Genomic DNA, 14,035 nt, shown 5'->3' on the forward strand with positions numbered 1-14,035 from the left:
GGGGTTCAGCCGACCGGCACGGGAGCGGTCTCGACGGTGTCCTGCGGGGTGCGCACGCCCCGGCTCCGGTCGCGGGCCCAGGAGATCGCCCGGCACACGAGGTAGATCAGGAACGAGATCGCGGTGACGAACGCGCTCACCGGCATGCCGGGGGCGAGCGACAACACGATGCCGCCGAGTGCCGCGACCTCGGCGAAGACCACCGAGAGCACGGTGACCCGCAGCGGGCTGGCGGTGACCCGGGCGGCGGCCGCAGCCGGCGTCACCATCAACGCGACCACCAGCAGCGATCCGACGATCTGCACGCTCAGTGCGGTCGACACACCGACGAGCAGGGCGAACAGCACGGTCAGCGTCTTCACCGGCACGCCCCTGGCCTCGGCCACCGCGCGGTCCACGCTCGCGAACAGCAGGGGCCGGTACACGCACGCCAGCACCGCCAGCACGGCGACCGCGGAGATCACCAGCGCGGTCAGGTTGGTGCTGTCCACGGTGATGATCTGTCCGGTGAGGATGCCGAACTTGTTTCCCGACCGTCCTTTGTAGAAAGACAGCAGCAGCACGCCCATCCCGAGCCCGAAGGACAGGATCACGCCGATCACCGAATCGCGATCGGCGTCGCGGGTGCCGAGGATGCCGAGCAGCAGTGCCGCGGCCACCGCACCGGCCAGCGCGCCGTACTCCACGCCGACACCGAGCAGCAGCGCACCTGCCGCGCCGGTGAACGCCAGCTCCGACGTGCCGTGCACGGCGAACGACATCCGGCGCATCACGATCAGCGGGCCGAGAATCCCGGCGACGAGCCCGAGCACCGCAGCGGCGATCAGCGCAGTCTGCACGCTGGGGAGAGCCGTGATCAGTTCCCAGGTCTTGGCGAAGTCGAACATGCCGTCCAAGGCTCAGCTCACTGCTTCCTGCTCGTGGTGATGCGGTTCGTCCTCGCACAGCGCGCTTTGCGCTCCGGCGATGTGGATCTGGCCGCCGACGCGCAGCACCTCGACCCTCGTTCCGTACAGCTGCGTCAGCGTTTGCGAGGTCATCACCTCGTCCGGCTTGCCGATCCGGAACTGGCCGTTGACCAGGTACAGCACCCGGTCGACGAACTGCAGCACCGGGTTGATCTCGTGAGTCACGAAGAGCACCGCGGTACCGGACTCACGGCGGCGCGCCTCGATCAGCTCACTCACTGCGCGCTGGTGCGCGAGGTCCAGTGACAGCAACGGCTCGTCGCACAGCAACACCGATGGATCACCGACCAGCGCCTGCGCAACCCGCAGCCGCTGCTGCTCGCCGCCGGACAACCGGCCGACGGACTGTTTCGCGTATCGCGTGCCGCCGACTGCCTCGATCGCCTCGTCGACCCGGCGCCGCCGGGCCCGCGTCCAGGGCAGCCCGGTACCCCAGCGGTGCCCGTCCAGCCCGAGGCCGACCAGGTCCACGCCGCGCAACGTCAGCGAATCGTCGATCGCGCGCTGCTGCGGGATGTAGCCGACCTCGCGGTTGGCGCCCCCCGGACGTCCGCCGGCGATCTCGACCGTGCCGGCAGACAGCCGCTGCACGCCGAGCAATGCCTTGAGCAGACTGCTTTTCCCGGACCCGTTCGGGCCGAGCACGGCGAGAAACTCCCCGTGCTCGACGTCGAGGTCCAGCCCGGACCACAGGGTGCGGTTGCCGAATGCCAGCCCGGCCCCGCGGATCCGGACCGCGGGGCGGGCCTCGGGCAGCGGGACGGACATCAGCTGTTCAGCGCCCCGGAAAGCGAGTCCACATCCTTGGTCATCCAGTCAATGTAGCCCTTGGCACCCGCAGGCAGCGTCTCGGCCACGTCGACCACCGGCACGCCCGCCGCCTTCGCTTCCCCGGCCACCTGCTCGGTCAGCGGGGTGACCGTCTGCACGTTGTTGATCAGCGCCTTCACCTGCTTGGTCTTGATCAGCTGGGTGAACTGGGCGACTGCGTCGGCAGGTACGTCGGTCTCGTTCTCCACCGCGTCCGAGAACGCCTTGGGGGTGGCGTCGGTGATCTTCGCGCTCTGCAAGAGGTAATGCGCGACGGGCTCGGTCACCACGACCTTGCTGCCCGGGTGCGCGGCCCCCACCTCGCCCGCCTTCTTGAGCAGACCGTCGATCTGCCCCTTGAACGTCTTGGCGTTGTCCGCGAAAGCCTGCTTCGACGACGGCTGGATCTCGCCGAGCGCAGTGGCGACCTGGTCCGCGACCTTCGCCACCCCCGGCAGGTCGTACCAGACGTGCTCGTTCTCGTCGCCGGTTGCCGCGATGTCGTAGGCGACCAGTTTCTTCGCGTCGGTGGACTCGCCGGTGAGCTTGGTGAAGAAGTCGTCGTAGCCACCGCCGTTGGCCAGCGTGAGCTTGGCGTCCTTCGCGGCGAGCGCATCGTCGGCAGTGGACTCGTACGAGTGCGGATCGGCCGACGGATCGTGGATGATCGAGGTGACCTGCACCTTGTCCCCGCCGATCGCGGACACCACGCTGCCCCACACGTCGGTGGCGGCGACCACCTTCACCTGTTCACCGGCGTTCGCCGCCGGGCTGGACGCGGAATCGTCCGCGGACGTGCCGGAGCAGGCTCCGAGCGCGAAGACGGACAAAGCCGAGGCGGCGGCGAGCACGGCTCTCGTGCGGCGGGAAGTCATCGGGGCACTCCTGATCGCTGGAATCGCTAATGGAAACCGTTGTCAGATTCACCTTACCCCATCCGAATGACCGCCCCCGCTCGACCGGGTGGCCACACCCCTGGTGATCACCCAGCGGATCGAGACGCTCACCACAGGGGTGTCGCTTCTGGAAACCGATCTGAACCGTTACGGTTTGCGGATGGGCCGTCCTATTCGCACCCGGAGGCAGGCGACACTGGCGTCGCTCGCGGCGGAGCTCGGGGTGTCCAGGACCACGGTGTCCAACGCCTACAATCGTCCGGACCAGCTGTCTCCCGAGCTGCGCAGGCGCGTGCTCGAGACCGCACGGCGGCTCGGTTACCCCGGCCCTGATCCGGTCGCCCGCTCGCTGCGCACCCGCAAGGCGGGCGCGGTGGGACTCTTGCTGACCGAAAACCTCTCCTACGCCTTTCGTGATCCCGCCGCCGTCGGGGTACTGGAAGGACTGGCGCTCGCCTGCGAGGACGCCGGAGTCGGACTGCACCTCGTGCCGGCCAGCCCCGGCCGGGAGGACCTCGCCGCGGTGCACCGCGCGGGCGTGGACGGTTTCATCGTCTACTCCGTGCCGGACGACGATCCGCACCTGGCGGCCGTACTGGAACGGCCGGTGCCCACGGTGATCATCGACCAGCCCCGGGTCGAAGGGGTGGACCGCGTCGGGCCGGACGACGCCGACGCGGTGAGCCGGCTCGCCGAACACCTCGTCGCACTCGGGCACCGGCAGGTCGGCATCCTCTGCATGCGCCTTGCCCGCGAACGCAACGACGACTTCGTCACCGCGGAGCGGCAGAGCAGCGCGCACTTCCACGTGCAGCGCACCCGGCTGGAGGCGCTGGCCACGGCGTTCTCCGCCGCCGGGGTCGACTGGGCAGGCGTGCCGGTGGTCGAGCGCTTCGACCACACGGTGGACGACGGCGCGTCGGCCGCCCGGCAGCTGCTCGATGCGTATCCGCAGGTCACCGCCCTGGTCTGCACCTCGGACATCCTCGCGCTCGGCGCGCTGGCCGAGGCGCAGCGCCGCGGACTGCGAGTGCCGCTCGACCTCACCGTCACCGGGTTCGACGGAATCGCCGAGGCCGAGCGGTCCGGTCTCACCACCGTGCACCAGCCGGTGCTGGAGAAGGGCAAGGTGGCCGGCAGACTGCTGCTCAGCTCGGCCGATCGGGTCGAGCCGAAGGTCATCACGCTGCCGACCGAACTGCGCGTCGGCCGCACCTCGGCGCCACCGCGCACGGTCGAGGAACCCTGGTTCGGCGGCTGAGCACGGTGATTTCGCGCCCATGGCATTGTGCCGATGGGTCCCGGCGGGTTCCATGGAACGAACCGCCCGCGTAGCGCGGGGAACGTGGCCGAAGGGTGACCATGACCTCCATCGACGTGCTGCTCAAGCGCAACCAGGAAATCGGCAACATCGTCCCCGGTGACCGATCCTCGCCGAAGCCCTCGCTGCAGGTCGCGATCCTCACCTGCATGGACGCCCGGATCCGGGTGTTCGAGATCTTCGGGCTGCTGCAGGGCGAGGCGCACGTGCTGCGCAACGCAGGTGGCGTGGTGACCGATGACATGATCCGCTCGCTCGCGCTCAGCCAGCGCAAGCTCGGCACCCGCGAGGTGCTGATCGTGCAGCACACCGAATGCGGGCTGTCCATGGTCACCGAGGACGATTTCAAGGACGAGCTGGAAACCGCCACCGGCCTGCGCCCGACCTGGGCGGTCGAGGCGTTCCGGAAGGTCGAGGACAGCGTGCGCACCTCGATCGAACGGGCCCGGCGCAGCGACTTCCTCCTGCACACCGACAACGTGCGCGGATTCGTCTACGACGTGAAGGCGGGGAGCCTGACCGAGGTCGTCTGAGACCCGTCGGTTTCAATGTCCGGGTGGCTGTGGACACCGACGCACTGATCGACTGGTTTGCCGAAGTCGGCCGGGACCTGCCGTGGCGGGAGCCGGACTGCTCGGCATGGGGCGTGCTGGTCAGCGAGATCATGCTGCAGCAGACGCCGGTTTCCCGGGTGCAACCGATCTGGCTGGAGTGGATGGCTCGCTGGCCGGTGCCCTCGGCGCTGGCCGCGGAGACCACCGGCGAGGTGGTGCGCGCCTGGGGCAAGCTCGGCTACCCGCGGCGTGCGTTGCGGCTGCACGCCGCGGCCACGGTGATCGCGGCCGAACACGGCGACGTAGTGCCGTCCGATGTGGACACCCTGCTCGGCCTGCCCGGCATCGGTGCCTACACCGCGCGTGCGGTCGCGGCGTTCGCCTACGGCAAGCGGGCGCCGGTGGTGGACACGAACGTCCGGCGGGTCGTTGCGCGTGCCGTGCACGGTGCGGGCGACGCGGGCCCGGCGTCGAACACCCGGGACATGGCCGACGTCGAGGCGCTGCTGCCGGCCGAGGACGCGCCGGCCGCGAAGCTGTCCGCCGCGTTGATGGAGCTGGGCGCGCTGGTCTGCACCGCACGTTCCCCGCGGTGCGCGGACTGCCCGATCCACGCCGGCTGCGCGTGGCAGCACAACGGCCGTCCCGAGTACACCGGCCCGGCCAAGCCGGTGCAGAAGTTCGCCGGCACCGACCGTCAGGTGCGCGGCCTGCTGCTCGACGTGCTGCGCGGCAGCGAGGGCCCGGTCGAGAAAACCCGGCTGGATCTGGTCTGGCACGAGCCGGGCCAGCGTGACCGGTGCCTCGACTCGCTGCTGGTCGACGGGCTGCTGGAGCAGACCGCGGACGGCCTGTTCGCCCTCCCCGGCGAGCACTGACGCGGTAGGACGAAAGTCGGTAACAAGTTGTCATGATCTTGTCACCGGGATAGTTTTCCCCCGTCGCAATTCCGGCGAAGGGGATTCGCATGGGGGAAGCAACGCGTCGCGCCGTCCTGAAGGGCGGGCTCACCGTCACCGCCGCCGGAGCACTGGGGCTGGCCGCGGCCGGCAGTGCGAACGCGGCCGTCGAAGCACCGGACATCCACCCGACGAGCGAGTGGAACGCGCGGGCAGCCGGCGGCGCGATCGTGGTGGAGAACCACAAACCGACCTATATCGTGGTGCACCACACCGTCGACCCCGGCAACAACACCGACTACTCGCTCGCGCACGCGCTGCAGATCTCGCGCGACATCCAGAACTTCCACATGGACACCCGAGGCTGGATCGACACCGGGCAGCAGTTCACGAACAGCCGTGGCGGCTATGTGACCGAAGGACGGCACCGCAGCCTCGAAATCCTCCGCGGCGGCACCCAGCACGTGCAGGGCGCGAACGTGGCCGACCACAACAGCGAATGCCTCGGCATCGAGAACGAGGGCCTGTACAGCACCGTCGACGTGCCGGATGCGCTATGGGACTCCCTGGTCAAGCTGATCGCATACATCGCCGACCAGTACGGCATCACCCCCGAGTTCATCAAGGGCCACCGCGACTTCAACTCCACCGAATGCTGCGGCCAGGTCCTCTACGACCGGCTGCCGGAGCTGCGCACGGCCGTGGGACAGCTGCTCGGCGTGGCCGCCACCCGCGCCGACGCACCGGAGTGGCCGCTGCTCAAACCGGGCGACACCGGCCCCAAAGTGGCAACCGCACAGCGCTTCCTGCGCACAGCCGGTTTCGCGGTGCCGACGGATGGCGTGTTCGGCAAGGCGACCGCACAGGCCGTCGCCACGGTGGCCCGCGAGCACGGCCTGTCCCGCGACAGCTGCACAGCCGCGCGGGCTGCCGACGAATCCGGCTTCCTCGGTTCGGACGTCTGGCCTCTGCTCGTGCCGGCGGACCGCTCGACGGCGGCGTGGCGCCGCGAGCTGGCCCGCTGACCGGGGGCGCCTCACGTGTGCCAGCGAGGGCGGCACACGTGAGGCGTCACAGGCCGGACAGGAAGGCCTCCACCGCACCACGGTAGGTCTCCGGCGCCTCGGCGTGCGGCAGGTGCGCAGAACCGGGCACGACGAGGTGCGTTGCACCGGGCACCCTCGCCGCCACCTCGGCCTGCTGACCCGCGGGCATCGCGGTGTGCTCGCCTTCGATCAGCAGCAGCGGGCAGCGGATCTGCTCCACAGTGGACCAATACTCCCTCCGGCCCCATTCGGCCGCGATCTCGTAGAGGTCGGTGAGGTCGGCGATCAGGTGGTAGCCGTCTTCGCGTTCCTCGACGCATTCGATGAAGTAGTCGCCAGCGGCACCGAAGAACTCCCGCACATGGGCCAGTGATTCGAACGGCACCGGCCAGCTCTCGAAGTACCCGCGCCAGGTCTCCACGGTGCGTCCGCGCTGGTCCGGCGCGAAGTCCTCACTCACCACCGCGCGGACCAGCTCCGGATGCTTCGCCGCGGTGGCCCACGCGTGCAGTCCGCCCATCGAATGGCCGATCAGCACCGACCGGCCGAGCCCGGCCAGCACCTGCGCGACGTCGTCGGCGAACTGCTCGGTGGTCCACGGCCCGGTGTGCGGTGCCCGGCCGTGCCCACGGGCATCGAGGCCGTGCACGGTGCCGTAGCGCCGGAGCCACTGCGCGACCGGCCACCAGGTCCGCGCCCGGCCCATCAGCCCGTGCAGCAACAGGATCGACACGCCCGTTGCCCGGTCCCCGCCGAAGTCGATCAGGCCTGGTCGCACTGGTCCTCCTGGGTTTCGTCCGGCTCGCTGCGACGCGGAAGACTCTAGGGTGAACTTCATGCCCAGCCGCCGAACCGCCGCCCTCATCCTCACCGGCGTGCTCGCGCTGTCCGGCTGCAGCACGGACGATCCGCCGCCGATGCACCCCGCTCCCGGCGCGATCGGAGGGGGCGATCCCTACTACCCGGACGACGGCAACGGCGGTTACGACGCACTCGACTACCAGGTGGGAGTGGGCTACGACCCGGCGAGCGGGCACCTCGACGGCGACACCACCGTCACCGCGAAGGCGACCCAGGACCTCAGCCGATTCGACTTCGACCTGCGTGGCCTCGACGTGGCGTCGGTGGAAGTGGACGGGAAACCGGCGAAATTCAGCCGGGAGAAGGAACACGAATTGGTGGTCACGCCCGCCGAACCGGTGCGGTCCGGATCGGCCTTCCGCACCCGCGTGCGCTATTCGGGTGATCCGGAGAAGACCGCGCACTCGGGTGGCAGTGAGAACGGGTGGAGCCGCTCCGCGGACGGCGGCGCCTACCAGGTCGGCGAACCGCATTCGGCCTCGTTCTGGTATCCGGTCAACGAAACCCCGCGCGACAAGGCGACCTTCACCGTCACCGCACACGTGCCGGCAGCCTGGACGGTGGTCTCCAACGGACGACAGCAGGGCAGCACGACGAAGGACGGCAAGACCACCACCACGTGGCAGGAATCGGACCCGGTGGCGAGTTACCTGACCATGATCGCGATCGGCAAATTCACCGTGCAGCGCGCCACCCTGCCGGACGGCACACCGGTGGTGTCCGCGTACGCGCCGGGCGCCGAGGCCCACGAAGCCACCGGCGACCGGCTGCCGGAAATCCTCTCGTTCCTGGAAAGCAAATTCGGCCCGTACCCGCAGAGCGCCGCGGGCGGGGTCTACCTCGACGAGGACATCCACTTCTCACTGGAGACGCAAACCCGCCCGACCTACGCGAAATGGGCGGAAATGCCCACACTGGTACACGAGAACGCACACCAGTGGTTCGGCGATTCGGTCTCCCTCGATTCGTGGTCCGACATCTGCCTGAACGAGTGCTTCGCCTCCTACGCACAATGGCTGTGGTCCGAACGCGAGGGCCACGACCTGGACGAGCAGTATCGCACGGCGGTGGAGATCACCAAGGCCAGCACGGATTTCTGGGGCCGGAAGCTGGTCGGCATGGGCGTGGGGCACGAGTTCGAGGCGGTGTACGACAAGGGCATCCTCGCCGTGCACGCACTGCGCCGGGAGCTGGGTGAGGCGGCGTTCTCGAAACTACTGCACGAGTGGACCACCGAACACCGGCACGGCAACGCGAACTGGGCGGATTTCGAAAAGCTCGTGTCACAGGTGGCCGGACGCGATCTGAGCGGCTTCCTCACCGACTGGTTCCACGGCACGAAACTGCCTGCGGACGCCGACCTCTACCCCGGCTCGCTGCGCCCGTGACCTATTCGGCCGCCTGCGGAAGCAGGGCCGGCTCGTCCGGCAGGGTGAGCCCGTTGACCACCGAGGACGCCGTGCGCATCAGCAGCCGTTCGGGCAGGATCCGCATCGCCCGCAGTGCCCAGCGCTGAGCGACGACACCGAGCTGGTTCTTCGGAATTGTCGTGTTCGCGTTGTCGCGGCCCATCTTCTGGGTGGCAAGAACCCACGACCGCAGGCGGCGTTCGTACGCGGCGAAGGCAGCGGCGTGGTCCCCGTTCGCCCGCACCAGCTCGCCAGCGAGCACGTACGCAGCGACGAGGGCGAGGCTCGTGCCCTGACCGGCCGAAGGCGAGGCGCACGACGCGGCGTCGCCCAGCAGCCCGACGCTGCCGCGGGACCACTTGTCGATCTGCACCTGGCTGCACGAATCGAAGTAGAAGTCCGGTGCGTCGATCTGCTCGACGAATTTCGCCGTCTCCCAGCCCATTCCGGCAGTCCGGGCGCGGACGAGGTCACGCTGGGCATCGGCGTCGCGGTAGTCGTAGTCGATCTCGTCCGCGCGGAAGGCGACGAACGCCATGAAGTTCTGGTTGTCGTTGATGGTCCGCACCCCGGACGCGCGGCCCGGCTCCAGGTACCCGAGCGACCAGTTCTCCAGGCCGAGGTGGTTGCGCGCGGTCCAGAACGACAGGTACATCCCGCAGTGCTGCAGCGGAACGTCGCCGAACAGGAGCTTCCGCACGCCGGAGTGCACGCCATCGGCGCCGACCACCACGTCGTACACCCGCGGTGAGCCGGACTGGAAGCTCACGTGCACGCCGTCCGGCTGCTCGTCCAGCGCGGTGATCCGGTCGCCGTAGACGTATTCGACACCTTCCTTCGTCGCGTCGAGCAGCACCCTGGACAGATCGCCGCGGAGGATTTCGATCTCCGCGATCATGCCGTCGCCGCCGAACTGGTCCACCGTGATCGAGGTGAGCCGCCGCCCTGCGGCATTGACCAGCGACAGGCCGCCGGTGTCCGTACAGGCCGCCCGGACCTCCCGGTCCAGCCCCATCCGCCGCACCACTTCCTTGGCCACCCCGCGCACGTCCACGGCCTGGCCACCAGGCCGCGGCGACGGCGCACGCTCGACCACGGTGACCTCCGCCCCGTAACGACGCAGCCAGAACGCCAGAGCCGGACCCGCGATGCTCGCGCCCGAAATCAGTACCCGCATGAGAACCCCCGTTGCTTCGTCCGCCTTGGTGAGGGTAACAGTCATTTGATAGACACTGCCACTTTTTTGCCGCCAGTAGGCTGGGGGCATGGCAGTGGTGAAGATCAACGCAATCGAGGTCCCCGAGGGCGCAGGCCCGGAGCTGGAGAAGCGGTTCGCCGCGCGGCTGCACTCGGTGGACCAGCAGGCCGGCTTCCTCGGCTTCGAGCTGCTCCGCCCGATCGCGGGCGAACAGCGCTACTTCGTCTACACGAAGTGGGAGACCGAGGAGCACTACCAGGCGTGGGCAGGCGGCCCGGCACGCGAAGCACACGCGGGCGAGCGCAAGAGCCCGGTCGCTTCCGGGGCGAGCCTGCTGGAATTCGAGGTCGTGCAGGCGTCCAAGCCGGGTGAGTGACGAGCTCACCCGCGCGGCCGAGCTGATCCACGGCGCCGGCGCACTGCTCGTGTGCGCCGGCGCCGGGATGGGCGTCGATTCCGGATTACCGGATTTCCGCGGCGGTGCAGGCTTTTGGCGGGCCTATCCGCCCTACGCCGGGCTCGGGCTGCAGTTCGAGGAACTGGCCGATCCCCGGCATTTCGCCGACGATCCGGAACTGGCCTGGGGTTTCTACGGGCACCGGCTCGCGCTCTACCGCACGACCGTGCCGCACCGCGGGTTCGGCCTGCTGCTCGAATGGGGCCGCGCGAAACCCGGCGGCGTGCGCGTGTTCACGTCCAATGTGGATGGCCAGTTCCAGACGGCCGGATTCGACCGGGTCACCGAGGCGCACGGCTCGATCCACCACTTGCAGTGCTGCGCCGGCTGCACCAGGGAGATCTGGCCTGCCACCGGGGTTTCGGTGGACCTGGACGAGACGACGATGCGGGCCCGCCCGCCGCTTCCGTCCTGCCCGCGCTGCGGTGGCCTCGCCAGGCCGAACATCCTGATGTTCGGCGATTCCGACTGGGTTCCCGACCGCACCCAGGTGCAGCTGGACGAGCTGACCGGATGGCGCCGGGCGCACCGCGATCTGGCGGTCGTCGAGCTGGGTGCCGGCCAGGCGGTGCCGACCGTGCGCCGGTACGCCGAGCTGGCCAGCGCCGCGAACGGCGCGCTGATCCGGATCAACCCGCGCGAACCGCAGGTCCGGCACGGTCGCGGCATCTCGATCCCGGCAGGCGCGCTGGCCACGTTGACCGAGCTGGCCTGAGCGGTCAGGGCAGCTGGATCTCGGCGTACACCGCCCGGTGGTCGGTGCCGGGAACGTCGAGCACCCGGTAGTCACGCACCGCAACGCGGCGGTCGACCAGCACGTGGTCGAGTGGCACGAACGGGACGAACGTCGCAGGCCAGGTCGGGTTCAGGCCCGCACCGCGGGTTTCGGCCGCGTCGAGGTAACCGCGGGAGAGCACGGTGCGCAGTGCGGCGTGGTCGAGGGTCGCGTTGAAATCGCCTGCCAGCACCCGCAGGCCGTGTTCCCCGGCAGCCCGCGACAGGTCCCGCAGCTCCTGCTCCCATCCGTCGAACCCGACGTCCGGTGAACGCGGGTGCGCTGCCACCACCTCCAGCTCGGCACCGCCACCGAGATCGGCGTCCGCACCGGGCTGTTTCGCCGCGGAGCCGCCGGCGTAGTCCTGCTCGGTGAGCGGAAACCGGGACACGATGCCGGAACCGGAGGCCCCGCTCGCCGGGTGCAGCACGCGGTAGCGCAGCTCGTCGAACAGCCCGGCTCGCGCCAGCCCGGACACCACCGCCGGGGTCAGCTCCAGCAGGTTCAGCACGTCCACCCGGTTCTGCCTGACCAGCCGCACGACCGTGCCCGGATCGGCCTGGCCGAGGTACAGGTTGGCGGACATCACCCGCACCGTCCTGCCGTGCGCCTCGGGCTGGTCGTCGGGCACCACCCGCGGCAGCACGAACACCACGAGCAGCACCACCATCCCCAGCGCGACCCCGCCGAACCACCAGCGGTGCAGCAGCAGCGCGAGCGCACCGAGCAACGCGCCGTAAACCGCCACGTACGGCGTGAGCGACAGCAACGCGGTCAGGTACCAGCCGCCACCGTCGTAGCCGATCGTGCGCAGCACGGTGACCACCAGCAGAGGCACTCCGGCGAGCAGCAACAGCCCCGTGACCACCTGGTTTCGCCGTTTGGCGTGGATCACCATGGGCCCGAGTATGCCGGGGGCGGACCGGCACGGACGGGAGGGGACGAACTCCTCCACCAAACCTGCACGAAGTACTGACAGCACCGTGTCAGCGCGCTGTGCGTGTCCTGCCAGGTCGGCCGTCCACTGTGTTCGACGAAGCGACGAGGAGGAGGAACCAGCGATGTCGCACGCGATCCGGGCCGAAGGCCTGGTCAAGCGGTTCGGGGAGACCAAAGCGCTGGACGGGGTGGATCTGGAGGTGCCCTTCGGGCACGTGGTGGGGGTGCTCGGGCCGAACGGCGCGGGCAAGACGACCGCGGTTCGCATCCTGGCCACCCTGCTGAAACCCGACGCCGGGCACGCCACGGTCGGCGGGTACGACGTGGTGCGCGACCCGGTGCGGGTCCGCGGGATGATCGGGCTCACCGGCCAGTACGCCTCGGTGGACGAGGACCTGAACGGCACCGAGAACCTCATCCTGCTCGGGCGGTTGCTCGGCCTGTCCCGACCGGACGCACGGGCCCGCGCGAAGGAACTGCTGGCGCGGTTCGAGCTGTCGGACGCGGCCAAACGGCCGATCCGCACCTATTCCGGTGGCATGCGCCGTCGGCTGGACCTGGCCGCGAGCCTGGTCGGCAGGCCTGCGGTGCTCTACCTGGACGAGCCGACCACCGGGCTGGATCCACACGCCCGCAACGAGGTGTGGTCCGTGGTGCGTGGCCTGGTCGCCGACGGTGCGACCGTGCTGCTCACCACCCAGTACCTGGAGGAGGCCGACCAGCTTGCCGACCGGATCACGGTGTTCGACCACGGGCACGTGGTCGCCGACGGCAGGGCCGACGAACTGAAGCGCCGGGTCGGTGGCCAGACCGTGCAGGTCCGGCCGAGTTCGACGGCGGACCTCGACGCGGTCGCGCGCATCCTCGGCGAACTCACCGGCGTCGTGCCCAACCGGGACAGTGCGAGCGGGCTGCTCACCGCGCCGGTGTCCGATCCGGTGCTGCTGTCCACTTTGGTGCGCAAGCTCGACGAGGCAGGCATCACCTCCGACGAACTGGCGCTGCGCCTGCCGAGCCTGGACGAGGTCTTTCTTTCCCTCACCGGGCACCCTGCCGAAGAGTCCATTCCGGACCGTCCACTGGAAGGGAGCCTCCAGTGACCACGCTGACGATGGACCCACCCCGCAGGATCAGCCTCGACCTTGGCACCCGACATGCGTTTTCCTTGGCGTGGCGGGGAATACTGAAGATCCGCAAGAACCCCGAGCAGCTGGCCGACGTGACGTTGATGCCGATCGTCTTCCTGCTCATGTTCACCTATCTGTTCGGCAACGCACTCGGCGGCTCGATCGAGGGCTACCTGCAGAGCCTGGTGCCGGGGGTGCTCGCGATGAACATCCTGCAGGCCTGCCTGACCGTCGGCACCCAGCTGAACACCGACGTGACGAAGGGCGTGTTCGACCGGTTCCGCGCCATGCCGATCGCACGTTCGGCACCACTGGTCGGCGCGGTGCTCGCGGACATCGTGCGCTACCTGGTGTGTCTCACCGTGCTGATGATCGTGGCGACGGTGATGGGGTACCGGATCCAGACCGGACCGGCGCAGTTCATCGTCGCGATCCCGCTGGTGATCGCGTTCGGCCTGTGCTTCTGCTGGGCGTCGGTGTTCGTCGGCATGCTGATGAAATCCCCCGGTGCGGCGCAGGGGCTGATGTTCGTGTTCGTCATGCCGCTCACCTTCGGCAGCAACGTCTTCGTGGCCACCTCGACGATGCCGGGCTGGCTGCGGGCATGGGCGGACATCAGTCCGGTGAGCTTCCTGACCAATGCGTTGCGCGGCCTGCTCAACGGAGGTCCGGTGGCCGGTCCGCTGGCAGGCGCACTGGCCTGGATGGTCGGCGCCGTGGTGGTGTTCTTCCCGTTGGCAACCTGGGCCTACCGCCGACGGGTCTGAGTGCGTCC

The 14,035-nt window shown here is 69.3% G+C and carries 15 protein-coding genes; 9 read left to right on the forward strand and 6 right to left on the reverse strand.

All coding sequences use genetic code 11. The annotated features are described in order from the left end of the window. Nucleotides 1-5: 5 nt before the first annotated feature. From ABD793_RS22080 to ABD793_RS22090, 3 genes are read right to left on the reverse strand one after another with little or no spacing between them, the layout of a single operon-like run. The gene (locus ABD793_RS22080) at nucleotides 6-896 is read right to left on the reverse strand and encodes a metal ABC transporter permease (RefSeq protein ID WP_344862890.1); all 891 of its coding nucleotides are present in this window, start codon (nucleotides 894-896) and stop codon (nucleotides 6-8) included. Nucleotides 897-899: 3 nt separating this feature from the next. Further along, nucleotides 900-1,736, reverse strand: a complete 837-nt coding sequence (locus ABD793_RS22085) for a metal ABC transporter ATP-binding protein (protein ID WP_344862892.1) — start codon at nucleotides 1,734-1,736, stop codon at nucleotides 900-902. Further along, on the reverse strand, nucleotides 1,736-2,653 hold the full coding sequence (locus ABD793_RS22090; RefSeq protein WP_344862894.1) for a metal ABC transporter solute-binding protein, Zn/Mn family: 918 nt from the start codon (nucleotides 2,651-2,653) through the stop codon (nucleotides 1,736-1,738). The genes ABD793_RS22085 and ABD793_RS22090 overlap by 1 nt, the downstream gene beginning before the upstream one ends. 181 nt (nucleotides 2,654-2,834) lie before the next feature. Here ABD793_RS22090 and ABD793_RS22095 point away from each other — a divergent pair, with 181 nt between their 5' ends. From ABD793_RS22095 to ABD793_RS22110, 4 genes are all read left to right on the forward strand, one after another. Further along, the gene (locus ABD793_RS22095) at nucleotides 2,835-3,935 is read left to right on the forward strand and encodes a LacI family DNA-binding transcriptional regulator (protein ID WP_344863118.1); all 1,101 of its coding nucleotides are present in this window, start codon (nucleotides 2,835-2,837) and stop codon (nucleotides 3,933-3,935) included. A gap of 101 nt (nucleotides 3,936-4,036) precedes the next feature. Next, a complete protein-coding gene (locus ABD793_RS22100) occupies nucleotides 4,037-4,528 on the forward strand; it encodes a beta-class carbonic anhydrase (RefSeq protein ID WP_344862896.1) in 492 nt (163 codons plus the stop codon). 23 nt (nucleotides 4,529-4,551) lie between these two features. Then, nucleotides 4,552-5,427: an HhH-GPD family protein gene (locus ABD793_RS22105; protein ID WP_344862898.1), complete on the forward strand. Its 876-nt coding sequence runs from the start codon at nucleotides 4,552-4,554 to the stop codon at nucleotides 5,425-5,427. Between the two features lie 89 nt (nucleotides 5,428-5,516). Next, on the forward strand, nucleotides 5,517-6,473 hold the full coding sequence (locus tag ABD793_RS22110; protein WP_344862900.1) for a peptidoglycan recognition protein family protein: 957 nt from the start codon (nucleotides 5,517-5,519) through the stop codon (nucleotides 6,471-6,473). Between the two features lie 46 nt (nucleotides 6,474-6,519). Here ABD793_RS22110 and ABD793_RS22115 read toward each other — a convergent pair whose 3' ends face one another. Further along, nucleotides 6,520-7,260: an alpha/beta fold hydrolase gene (locus ABD793_RS22115; protein WP_344863120.1), complete on the reverse strand. Its 741-nt coding sequence runs from the start codon at nucleotides 7,258-7,260 to the stop codon at nucleotides 6,520-6,522. A gap of 70 nt (nucleotides 7,261-7,330) precedes the next feature. Here ABD793_RS22115 and ABD793_RS22120 point away from each other — a divergent pair, with 70 nt between their 5' ends. Further along, on the forward strand, nucleotides 7,331-8,743 hold the full coding sequence (locus tag ABD793_RS22120; protein ID WP_344862902.1) for a M1 family metallopeptidase: 1,413 nt from the start codon (nucleotides 7,331-7,333) through the stop codon (nucleotides 8,741-8,743). Between the two features lies 1 nt (nucleotide 8,744). Here the strand turns inward: ABD793_RS22120 and ABD793_RS22125 are convergent, their stop codons facing one another. Beyond that, complete coding sequence (locus ABD793_RS22125; RefSeq protein ID WP_344862905.1) at nucleotides 8,745-9,986, reverse strand: FAD-dependent monooxygenase; 1,242 nt, start codon at nucleotides 9,984-9,986, stop codon at nucleotides 8,745-8,747. 43 nt (nucleotides 9,987-10,029) lie between these two features. On the opposite strand from ABD793_RS22125, the gene ABD793_RS22130 reads away from it, so the two are divergent. Both ABD793_RS22130 and ABD793_RS22135 read left to right on the forward strand, forming a co-directional pair. Continuing rightward, the gene (locus tag ABD793_RS22130; protein ID WP_344862907.1) at nucleotides 10,030-10,338 is read left to right on the forward strand and encodes an antibiotic biosynthesis monooxygenase family protein; all 309 of its coding nucleotides are present in this window, start codon (nucleotides 10,030-10,032) and stop codon (nucleotides 10,336-10,338) included. Continuing rightward, the gene (locus ABD793_RS22135) at nucleotides 10,331-11,134 is read left to right on the forward strand and encodes an SIR2 family NAD-dependent protein deacylase (protein ID WP_344862909.1); all 804 of its coding nucleotides are present in this window, start codon (nucleotides 10,331-10,333) and stop codon (nucleotides 11,132-11,134) included. Before ABD793_RS22130 ends, ABD793_RS22135 begins: the two co-directional genes overlap by 8 nt. 4 nt (nucleotides 11,135-11,138) lie before the next feature. On the opposite strand, the gene ABD793_RS22140 is transcribed toward ABD793_RS22135, so the two are convergent. Then, nucleotides 11,139-12,092, reverse strand: coding sequence for an endonuclease/exonuclease/phosphatase family protein (locus tag ABD793_RS22140; RefSeq protein ID WP_344862911.1), 954 nt, complete (start codon nucleotides 12,090-12,092; stop codon nucleotides 11,139-11,141). Nucleotides 12,093-12,255: 163 nt separating this feature from the next. Here ABD793_RS22140 and ABD793_RS22145 point away from each other — a divergent pair, with 163 nt between their 5' ends. Further along, the gene (locus tag ABD793_RS22145) at nucleotides 12,256-13,233 is read left to right on the forward strand and encodes an ATP-binding cassette domain-containing protein (RefSeq protein WP_344862913.1); all 978 of its coding nucleotides are present in this window, start codon (nucleotides 12,256-12,258) and stop codon (nucleotides 13,231-13,233) included. 11 nt (nucleotides 13,234-13,244) lie between these two features. Continuing rightward, a complete protein-coding gene (locus ABD793_RS22150; RefSeq protein WP_425548738.1) occupies nucleotides 13,245-14,027 on the forward strand; it encodes an ABC transporter permease in 783 nt (260 codons plus the stop codon). The last annotated feature ends 8 nt before the right edge of the window (nucleotides 14,028-14,035 follow it).

Origin of the sequence: Amycolatopsis ultiminotia (assembly GCF_039536925.1) — a bacterium.
Lineage (GTDB): Bacteria > Actinomycetota > Actinomycetes > Mycobacteriales > Pseudonocardiaceae > Amycolatopsis > Amycolatopsis ultiminotia.